The sequence below is a fragment of the Okeania sp. SIO3B5 genome (assembly GCF_010692555.1).
Lineage (GTDB): Bacteria > Cyanobacteriota > Cyanobacteriia > Cyanobacteriales > Microcoleaceae > Okeania.
In genome coordinates, this window is the sequence record NZ_JAAHHG010000211.1 from 6,191 (window position 1) to 15,993 (window position 9,803).

A 9,803-nucleotide genomic window follows, 5' to 3' on the forward strand; every position below is an offset into this window, starting at 1 on the left:
CAATAGCCATAGTTGTTGCCTCCTAAATAAATGTTTTATGTATTAATTGAATTCGTTGTTGTTTCTAATTTTAGTAGAATTTTGGTAATGAGTAAGTTCGGTTACTTAGAGAGATGCGATCGCATTTTCCGTACTTCAGTTTTTCAACTACCAAAACTTACCTTGAAAACTCAGTTGAAGTTGTTTTCATTCAACTTGTCTTTAATGTAATCTAAGTAGAAAAATAATTGAATTAGGACTTACGCAGATACGCTATATATAGTACTCATAACTATTGTCCAATAGTTACTGGACTCTATACACAGTGTCTTTGCGTAAGTCCTGATTACATCTATCGGAAATACTTCTGATGGTATCAGGAATTACGCAAATTAACTTTAAATACACTATCTGTAGAGTAAAATAGCGTTCACAATCACTATATGTAGAGTCTCTGCGTAAGTCCTGTTGAGCAGTAATTATCCGGAGATGATATAATTAACCTCAGAAACCAAAACTTTTTTCTCAAAGGAGTTATTTCACTTAATGAGTACTCCAATTCAGGTTTCACCGCCAACCAACGATCTGACTCTGTCAAAAGATCAGACCCTGGCAGAAGTGGTTAAGGTCACTATTCCGAAATCAGGGATAGTCCCGAAAGTCGATGTCTATTTTCTATCAGACACGACTGGTAGCATGGGTTCAGCGATCGCCTCCGTCCAGAGAGGCATGGTAGATATCGTCAACCAAACTCAGGCTTTAGGGTCTGATGTCCAGTTTGGAGTGGGCAACTACAAAGACTTTCCAGCTCCAGAGCCTAACAGACATCCCTTCGTCTTCGAGCACCAGTGTAATCTGACTGCCAATATCGCCGATGTCAAAGCCGCAGTCGATACCTGGAAGACCACCCCTGGTTTGGACGTTCCGGAAGCTCAGTTCTATGCGCTAGATCGGGTGGCCGAACCACCAGGTGGCAACATTGGTTGGCGTGCCGATGCCCAGCGGATCATCGTCTGGATTGGTGATGCCGGAGGTCATGACCCTATATGCAAGGCAATCTCCAGCCTAGACTACAACATTACCGAGAAATCGGTCACCGATAAGCTAGTGGCGGAGAAAATTACCGTGCTGGCAATGAGCTTGAGAAGCAGTGGCGCACTGTACGGGCTGGATCACCCGATCGAAGGGGTAAGTAGTTGGTTTCGCAGTAATTGTGGCAATCCGTTGGGCGAAGCGGGACAAGGAACCCGGATTGCCAATAAAACGGGGGGCATACTAATCCAAGGTGTCAGTCCAGAGACTGCTGTTGAGCGGATTATTGCTGAGTTAGCAGCACAGATAACCACAATCAGGAACGTGCGCCTAGTAGCAAGTGGTGCGACCGAACCGTTTGTGCAAGCGATCGCCCCGGCAGCAGGTTATGGTCCCCTCAGCAGAGACCAAGACCATGAAATTAGCTTCGACGTTTCCTGGCTTGGCAATGTCGCAGCCGCCACAGATACTCAGGTCTTCAACGGCTCCCTTGATGTCGTCGCCGATGGACAAATCGTTGGTGGCAAGACAGTCAAAATCACAGTTCCGGCCATCATTCCGCCTGGTCCCTATGAGCATATTCCTCTAATCGTGGAGCTTTACGAACACTGGTTCACCAGCAACTCCTTGGGGGGTGGTCCAGGGCGACGTCTTCTGTTGAGCCAGGACACCCCCAACCTGGCAACTCCTTATGTGATGAATAACCTCACGACTTCGTTGAAGATCCGTCCGGGTCCTAACTTCGACCCGAATGCCGACTACGAGGTGAGCTTCTACCGCGACCCCAACTATATCAGTAGTCAGTTAGTGCTGACACCTGGTGAGTATCCGGATCTAAATACTGGACCAATCAGGTTTGGGGACGCGATCTCTTCGGTCAAGTTCAACCAGGGTGTGCCACCAGCCCCAGCGGTGAGTCCGATCCCGGTGGTAGCCGAACTCTACGATCGTGTGAACTACGCAGGTCGGAAGCTGATTATATTTGAGGATGTGGACAACCTGACTACCTACTCCGCCTACAACAACCTAACTTCCTCGGTGAAGGTATTCAAAGGGCCGAACTACAAGCCAGGAGATAAGATCAGGCTCTACGACACTTTCAATGGTAGTGGTGACTACATCGACCTCGAACCCGGTGAGTATCCAGATCTCCAACAGAGCCACACCTTTGGTAATAAGACCTCATCAACCAAGTTCATCATCGGAGATGGCACGGGGTCTGAACCCGTTTCTCCTGGATCGATGGAGTACGCCCACATTCCCTTAATCGTGGAGCTGTACGAACACTGGTTCACCAACAACTCCTTGGGGGGTGGTCCAGGGCGACGTCTTCTGTTGAGCCAGGACACCCCCGAACTGGCTACTTATCTGATGAATAACCTCACGACTTCGTTGAAGATCCGTCCGGGTCCTAACTTCGACCCGAATGCTGACTACGAGGTGAGCTTCTACCGCGACCCCAACTATATCGGTAGTCAGTTAGTGCTGACACCTGGTGAGTATCCGGATCTAAATACAGGACCAATCTGGTTCGGGGACCTGATCTCTTCCGACGGCTGAAAGCAAGCAGGCAGCTAGAGCAGCGATTTATTGCTCCAACATATTGAGTAAAACCACTCGTGAAAGCTAAAAAAAGTAGACTCACAGCTAGATTTCGGTCTATGTCGAGGAGTTTAGAAGTCTGTTGACAGGCTTTAAGCAAATGTGGATTCATCCCATTTGCGGTGTATTAACCACGGAATCCAGGGTGTTTCAACCCCTGGAGATGTCAAAATACCAACTTAATTTAGTACAGTAGAGACGTTCGGTTGAATGTCTCTATTTATTTTGTTTTTTGTTAATCACACAGCAGTTTTCATTTGAGTAAAGCATAGTAGGGACGTTCCATGGAACGTCTCTACAAAATTTTGATTGTGACGCGAACTGATTAATCTGAAAAGCAAATCTCAAATCATCAATTCTTTCCTCCTATTCCCTACTCCCTACTCCCTACTCCCTACTCCCTAATTATTTAATTAAACCGGGAATTTTGACAGAACACATAAGTATCAAACATCGCCCCCACTAAACTACAAGTAATAGCAATTACCAAACACCCTTGCCAAGGATGGCCACTACCAAAAGTCGCTAAGAATTGCCAAATTTGGGCAACACCAAATTGACCAATTGTCCGTAAACTGGGAAAATTACTAATTAAGGCAAAACTTGTCCAGCTAGCCCCAATTAACAGAATAGGAGTTACAAAGCTAAAAATACTTGTCAGTAACAAAGAACGTAGAAGATTAGGCAAAATATTCATATATGTAAAAATAAGCATAGTCACCAAATACTACCTAAGTAGTAAGTCAGCCTATATGGCTTACCTTCTAAGATAGAGAGCTATCAGTAAAAATCAGTCAATCTGTCAGAAAACTTCAACCTTAGTTAAAAAATCTTGTTGAAGATTGGTAAATTCCTCTCATTCATTTCGTTTAGCGTTCTAATTTATTAATTTCTATTGAGTAAGATTACTTTTAAGTTAATTTTCGGAATATGGGGACAACGGATGTTGGCAGCAGCATATTTAGCAGGCCAAGTCTTTTTCCATGTCCTCAAAGGCAAAATTCATCGTCGTAACACCGTTGAGCAAATGGCAATAGTTGGTCCAGAGTCCTTACTCATTGTCTTACTGACAGCTAGTTTTGTAGGTATGGTATTTACCATTCAGGTTGCCAGGGAACTTGTTTCCTTCGGTACAGCTAATATGGTTGGGGGTATGTTGGCTATAACTTTAACGAGGGAACTAGGCCCTGTATTGACAGCAGTTGTTGTCGCAGGGCGAGTAGGTTCGGCATTTGCAGCAGAAATTGGCACGATGAAAGTGACAGAGCAAATTGATGCTCTATATATGCTGAAAACCGATCCAGTAGATTATTTAGTTATTCCTAGAGTTATTGCTTGTGCCGTAATGATGCCAATCTTAACTTTGTTATGTTTGGTAGCTGCCATATTGGGTGGACTTATGGTAGCAGTTAATATGTACGATATTCCCCAGAGTATATATATTAGTTCTGTCCATACTTTTCTAACTCTTTGGGACTTATGCAGTGGATTGATTAAATCAATGGTATTTGGTGTTTTAGTTGCTGTAATTGGTACAAGTTGGGGTTTAACTACTACTGGTGGAGCAAAAGGAGTAGGCCAATCTACAACTACAGCAGTTGTGACAGCCTTAATATCTATTTTTATTTTTAATTTCTTTCTATCTTGGGCAATGTTTCAAGGCATTGGAGGAGCGATGAAACAAAGTTTTTAATATTAGGGAGTAGGGAGTAGGGAGTAGGGAGTAGGGTAATAGGGAGTAGGGGAGTAGGGAACAAGGAACAGGAATGGTAGAAAATACTTTCTATTTCAATATGGTTTGAAGAGCCAGATTGGTATCTTATGAGATTTGTAATATTATTAATTACGAAAAAAAACCTTTTTTCCTAGGGCTGCGCTTGTTGAAAAAAAGTGTCCGCGACAAAAATTCGATGATTTATAATTAAGGGTATTTTCCTATTGCCTATTCCCTTTTACCTGTTACCTTATAAAAAAAACTATGACCGAAAAATTATGGTCAATATCCTCCCCTTTTAAGGGAATAAAAAAAAGAGAATATTTCTGATGTCAAGCCTCCTCATTGCAGAGGTACTGATAACTGATAACTAATAACTGATAACTGAAATGACTAATATTTCTACATCCGAAGCCAAACAAACTATCGAACTTGCCCCTAGTTATAAAATTCCTCTAGTACTAATCATTAGTGCATTACCTTTGGCTTTTTGGCAACTGTGGGTAAGTCTAGCGATCGCTCTATTGGGTCTATTTCTATTACTTCAAACAGTGACTATCCGTCTCAAGTTTACTGATATATCTCTAGAAGTATATCGTTCAGAAAAACTAATACGAAACTTTCCTTATCAAGATTGGCTCAACTGGGAAATATTCTGGTCTCCTGTACCAATTTTATTTTATTTTAGGGAAGTTAAAAGCATCCACTTTCTACCAATTATTTTTGACCCTAAAACACTAAAAAATTGTCTAGAAAAGCACTTACCATTAGAACGGGATTTAATGGAAAGTTAGTATATTCCTATGAGCCAATATCTACAAAAGCTTGAAGTAGAAAATGAAAACCATTCAGTTTAAAACCCTGAATGAAAATAGCATAAAGTCTTGATAATTTTTTTCCATTATGTACCCAGACGAAACACAATCAGAAGAACAAAAAGACCAATCAACAACAACTTCAAATAACATAAATGAAATAGTTCCTTCACCTTGGGATTTAGATGAAGAGGTTGATACTCAAGTTATTCCTACAGATGAACAAAGTGTCAAACCTTACAAAACTGCCGTAACTCAACCAATAGATGCAGAGTATGTTCCATTAGTTGAAGAGAATTCCACAAATACTCCTAATATCAAGAAAGAACCTACAACTCCCCCAGTTGCAGAAATAGATGCAGAGTATGTTCCATTAGTTGAAGAGAATTCTACAGATATTCCTAATATCAAAGAAGAATCTACAACTCCCCCAGTTGTAGAAGAGAATTCTACAGATATTCCTAATATCAAAGAAGAACCTACAGCTCCCCCAGTTGAAGAAATTGAAATAGAATTAACACCACCAGTTAATGGCCTTCAACAGCAAGAAGAAAATTTGAAGGAAGAAATAGCTACTCTACAAAAAACTAAGGCCAAATTACAGCAAGAAATAATGGCACAAACTGAGGCCATAGGGCGTTTGCTACCTGAAGCTTTGAATCAGTTGGAGTCCCGTAGACAAGTATTACAAGTAGAAGTCGAAAAACTAGAACGTCGCAAAGAACGTATTCAAAAAGAAATGCGAACTACTTTTGCAGGTACTTCTCAGGATTTAGCAATTAGAATTCAGGGATTTAAAGATTATTTAGTAGGAAGTTTACAAGATTTAGCTCTTGCTGCCGAACAGCTAGAATTAACCCCACAGATGCAGGAACCTCCAACGCCTTCTGTTATGGAAAATTCTCCTCAGTCTGTCAGAAATGCTGAAACTCCTCAATTTGCAGAAATGGGTTTTGAAGAGCAAGCTAGACAAATTCGCCAAATTCTGGATGAATATCGGAAGATGCCAGATTATTATGGCCCGCCCTGGAAATTACGGCGTACATTTGAACCTATTCATGCAGAAAGAGTTTCTAACTGGTTTTTCGTTCAAGGTGGCCGTGGTGCCCTACGAACTATGGGCAGTCGCTTACAAAATATTTTGGTTGCTTCGGCAATTGTTTCTGTATTAAGAGATTTGTATGATATGCGAGTACGCACTCTGATACTTGCTAACTCCCCGGAACGTTTAGGAGAATGGCGTCGGGGTTTACAAGATTGTCTAGGTATTGACCGCCGTGATTTTAGCCCAGATAGAGGTGTAGCTCTGTTTGAAGAACCAGAAGTATTGGCCCAAAAAGCAGACAGATTGGTGAAACAGGGAAAATTACCGCTCATTATAATTGATGATACGGAAGATAGAATTAGTCTCTCAATGTTACAGTTTCCTCTGTGGTTAGCTTTTGCTCCTGAACCTGGACTTCAAAACTCAATAGATAGATTTTGAAATTGAAGAAGGAAGAAGGAAGAAGGAAGAAGGAAGAAGGAAGAAGTGCGATTCGTTTGGCAAGGGCGAGCTCCTAAGTAAGTTAGGCCAGTCTCAAATTAGGGATAACTAAGCGTAATCATGCAGGTTGAATTCCTGCCCCCTGGGATGCGGGGTGACTCTGAAGTTCAGGATTCCAAGGTAACAACTTGGTCTGGAGGTGCATGGACTTAAAGCCGTAAAACTAGGAGGTTTTGCCTGGTTACCACGGCCAAGGAAGTTGCATAAGGTTAACGTACAGTCAATAAGCGTATAACTGCTCGTCATCTTCGAGCTTGTGAAATTAAGCCTGAGACACCAAGCCCAAAACGGGAAGCCTCATATAACTGGCAACGTAGTTCTTCGACGTTATCGCATCTAGGCGCGAGGCCGGGCGACACTAGGAACCTAAGTGCAACAAGAAATGATACTAGGGAACGAAGTAACCCCTTAAGACTCTCAGTTCTCGACCACGCTCGTAGGGAAAGTTTAACCAATGTCTTTGAGGGATAAGGAAACTCCTGCGAAGCACGCCTGGAGTAATTTCTAGGATGAGCAGACGTGGGGAGACATTACAGGTAGGCGTGAAACCGAAATTGTATTAAGCCAAAACGCACTTGCTGGGGTAAGTAGACTCACATCGAGAGTAGGAGACTCATGCCCGTGAAAAATCTCCAGGCAACCTAGCCGAAGAGTAGCGAAAACCGAGGCGCTCCAAACGTGGACAAACCTTGAGATATAGATGCGAAATTAAGTGTAACCAACCTTGAAGAACCCTGTGATGTTAGGAGCCGTATGAGCTGGAAACTCTCATGTACGGTTTTGGAGTAGAGGTGAGGGATAGCGATATCCCCATCGACTACATCGGAAGAATAAATATAGAGGGAGTAGGGACGTTGCATGCAACGTCCCTACAGGGTAGGCAGTAGAAAGAAAGAATTGATGATTTATCTACGATAATTGATTTTATTTGTTATTAATTGGAGATGTCTAATGATTAGCTGGTTAATCTTAAATGGAGTAATATTAATTATTGCCTATTTCTTGGGTGCTACTCCTAGTGGTTATTGGATAGGTTCATGGTTCTACGGAATCGATATTCGCGAACAAGGTTCGGGTTCTACAGGTGCAACGAATGTATTAAGAACCATCGGCAAATGGCCTGCTTTGGCTGTATTAATTATTGATATTTTAAAAGGGGTATTAGCGATCGCTCTAGTCCGCTATATTTACTCTCTTTTATTTGTGGAAAACTTAACTATTACTGCTGGCATACCTGATGTTTATATAGCAAAAGAATGGATGGTAATTTTAGCAGGACTAATAGCTATATTCGGCCATACTAAGTCTATTTGGATTGGTTTTAAGGGAGGCAAATCAGTTGCTTCTAGTCTGGGTATTTTGTTAGCAATGTCTTGGGTTGTCGGTCTAGGAACACTTTCTGTATTTGCTGTATTTTTAGCTATTAGTCGTATTGTTTCTCTGAGTTCTATCATTGCAGCTATTTCTGTTTCTGGATTAATGTTTTTCAGAGGTGAGCCACTGCCTTATGAAATATTTGCTATCACTGGTGGTATGTATGTAATTTGGCGTCACCGTAGCAATATTGAACGACTTTTAGATGGTAAAGAACCAAGAATTGGGCAAAAGTTGTCAACAGAATCTTAGTTGAAAAAGGCAGGAGGCAGAAGGCAGAAGGCAGAAGGAAAAACTTTGATTTGTCTTAGTTTTAAGCTTTTGATATGTTAAATACAGTAATGGCGACTGCTATACAAACATTTACAGCAGATTTCAGACAAATGAGGTACAGGGTAAATGGTGAAAATCTTGTAGTGCGGGCATCTTGCCCGCGATAGGTGTACCTCATAACAACGGAAAACGCTGTAATTGTTAATCTCTGTACTTCATATACTTGGAATCTGCTGTAACTAAAACCTTTTTCTTCCTCTCCTAGATAACTAATTTCCTAGATAAGTAAAACCTTCTTCCTTCTTCCTTCTTCTTCCTTCTTCCTTCTTCCTTCTTCCTTCTTTCTTCTTCCTTCTTCCTTCTTCTTTCTTCCTTCTTCCTTCTGAATTAATTGTTGAAGTTCTAATTTTTCAATTTTCTCCAAATAGCTAACCCCCCACCTCTACCTCTCGCAGCAATAAATTTTTCTTGAATCAAAAAGTAGGCAAAAAAAGCTTGTTTTCCCACACTTTCAGTGGCAAATTTATCTTCACTTTCTTGACCACCTCGAATATATCCAGAATAGAGTTTTACTCCTAATAATTTGACTGTAATTTTTGTAAAATCAAACGCCAAAATATTTTTTTTATCTATAAATTTTGTCGTACCGGAAAGAGATAGTTTAAAACCAGCAAATTCCACAGTATTTTCTACCCTACCTATTTCTATTTTTTCAGGTGTTTCAGAAGTATTGAGAGGAGAAAAATAAGAGAGGGTAATTTTTACCCAATTCGGAATATAACGTCCAGCTCCCAGAACAGTACCTGCTCGTTTTCTAGTTTTTTTCGTACCAGTAATAAAACATAATTGCCAATTGCCCGATAGTTGTTCAATACTATAGTTATTTTCCTGTTTTTTTGACTGCTTTTCAATTTGAATAAGTGCAGAGACAACGGAATCTGGAGAAGGTTTATTAGGGGAATTTTTGATAATTGAATTAGCTGCTGTTTCTATTGTTAGTAAATCTTCCATAATATTCTTAAGGAATGTTTGAACTTTTAGACATTATACATATTTGAGAAATAAATCTTACAAAACATTTTTTGAGGAAAAAAATAAGTAGGGCTTGCTGATTAAATATAGAAGCATTGAATGATATTGGTTTTAGGGTTTTGAGGTATCAGGCATGTGCGAACTTTTAGGCTACCCTTGGTTCAAAAATTGAGCATTTTTGGCTCTATGATGATAGAAAAATCACTTTTACTCTTTTTGTAGCCAACTCCTCTTTCACTCCTATCTCTCTTAACTCCTAACTACTCCCTACTCCCTTTTTCCCCTCCAGGGAGGGGGAGGGGCGAGGGGCTGACAAGGGTAGGTTTTTTACATTAATCGTATAATAGGAGTCAGACAAGGTAGACAAGGAGGGAAAGTGGACAAGGCAGAAGAAGAAAAAAGAGGCATTAAAACTCATGAAGATCTTATTATCTAT

8 protein-coding genes are annotated in these 9,803 nt (G+C 40.9%); 5 read left to right on the top strand and 3 right to left on the bottom strand.

The genetic code is table 11. From position 1 onward, the window contains the following. Positions 1–525 precede the first annotated feature (525 nt). Complete coding sequence (locus F6K54_RS24055; RefSeq protein WP_293082973.1) at positions 526–2,571, top strand: hypothetical protein; 2,046 nt, start codon at positions 526–528, stop codon at positions 2,569–2,571. Between the two features lie 451 nt (positions 2,572–3,022). Here F6K54_RS24055 and F6K54_RS24060 read toward each other — a convergent pair whose 3' ends face one another. Continuing rightward, positions 3,023–3,328 (bottom strand): hypothetical protein, encoded by a 306-nt coding sequence (locus F6K54_RS24060; protein ID WP_366558222.1) that lies wholly within the window; start codon positions 3,326–3,328, stop codon positions 3,023–3,025. A 180-nt stretch (positions 3,329–3,508) separates the two neighbouring features. Here F6K54_RS24060 and F6K54_RS24065 point away from each other — a divergent pair, with 180 nt between their 5' ends. The 4 genes from F6K54_RS24065 (at position 3,509) to plsY (ending at position 8,314) form a co-directional block, all read left to right on the top strand. Further along, positions 3,509–4,306 (top strand): MlaE family lipid ABC transporter permease subunit, encoded by a 798-nt coding sequence (locus F6K54_RS24065; RefSeq protein ID WP_293082976.1) that lies wholly within the window; start codon positions 3,509–3,511, stop codon positions 4,304–4,306. 410 nt (positions 4,307–4,716) lie between these two features. Next, positions 4,717–5,121, top strand: a complete 405-nt coding sequence (locus F6K54_RS24070) for a DUF3119 family protein (RefSeq protein WP_293082979.1) — start codon at positions 4,717–4,719, stop codon at positions 5,119–5,121. 109 nt (positions 5,122–5,230) lie between these two features. Beyond that, the gene (locus F6K54_RS24075) at positions 5,231–6,628 is read left to right on the top strand and encodes a DUF3086 domain-containing protein (RefSeq protein WP_293082982.1); all 1,398 of its coding nucleotides are present in this window, start codon (positions 5,231–5,233) and stop codon (positions 6,626–6,628) included. 1,011 nt (positions 6,629–7,639) lie between these two features. After that, positions 7,640–8,314, top strand: coding sequence for a glycerol-3-phosphate 1-O-acyltransferase PlsY (plsY, locus tag F6K54_RS24080; protein ID WP_293082984.1), 675 nt, complete (start codon positions 7,640–7,642; stop codon positions 8,312–8,314). Between the two features lie 298 nt (positions 8,315–8,612). Here plsY and F6K54_RS24085 read toward each other — a convergent pair whose 3' ends face one another. After that, positions 8,613–8,759, bottom strand: a complete 147-nt coding sequence (locus tag F6K54_RS24085) for a hypothetical protein (protein ID WP_293082985.1) — start codon at positions 8,757–8,759, stop codon at positions 8,613–8,615. After that, entirely contained in the window at positions 8,738–9,346 is a 609-nt protein-coding gene (locus F6K54_RS24090; RefSeq protein WP_293082986.1) for a hypothetical protein, read from the bottom strand. The genes F6K54_RS24085 and F6K54_RS24090 overlap by 22 nt, the downstream gene beginning before the upstream one ends. Positions 9,347–9,803: the final 457 nt, after the last annotated feature.

Excerpts from the sequence above, each read along its gene's own strand:
- F6K54_RS24075 (WP_293082982.1), top strand. The coding sequence starts at position 5,231 with ATGTACCCAGACGAAACACAATCAGAAGAACAAAAAGACCAATCAACA.
- F6K54_RS24090 (WP_293082986.1), bottom strand. The coding sequence starts at position 9,346 with ATGGAAGATTTACTAACAATAGAAACAGCAGCTAATTCAATTATCAAA.
- plsY (WP_293082984.1), top strand. The coding sequence starts at position 7,640 with ATGATTAGCTGGTTAATCTTAAATGGAGTAATATTAATTATTGCCTAT.
- F6K54_RS24055 (WP_293082973.1), top strand. The coding sequence starts at position 526 with ATGAGTACTCCAATTCAGGTTTCACCGCCAACCAACGATCTGACTCTG.
- F6K54_RS24070 (WP_293082979.1), top strand. The coding sequence starts at position 4,717 with ATGACTAATATTTCTACATCCGAAGCCAAACAAACTATCGAACTTGCC.
- F6K54_RS24060 (WP_366558222.1), bottom strand. The coding sequence starts at position 3,328 with ATGCTTATTTTTACATATATGAATATTTTGCCTAATCTTCTACGTTCT.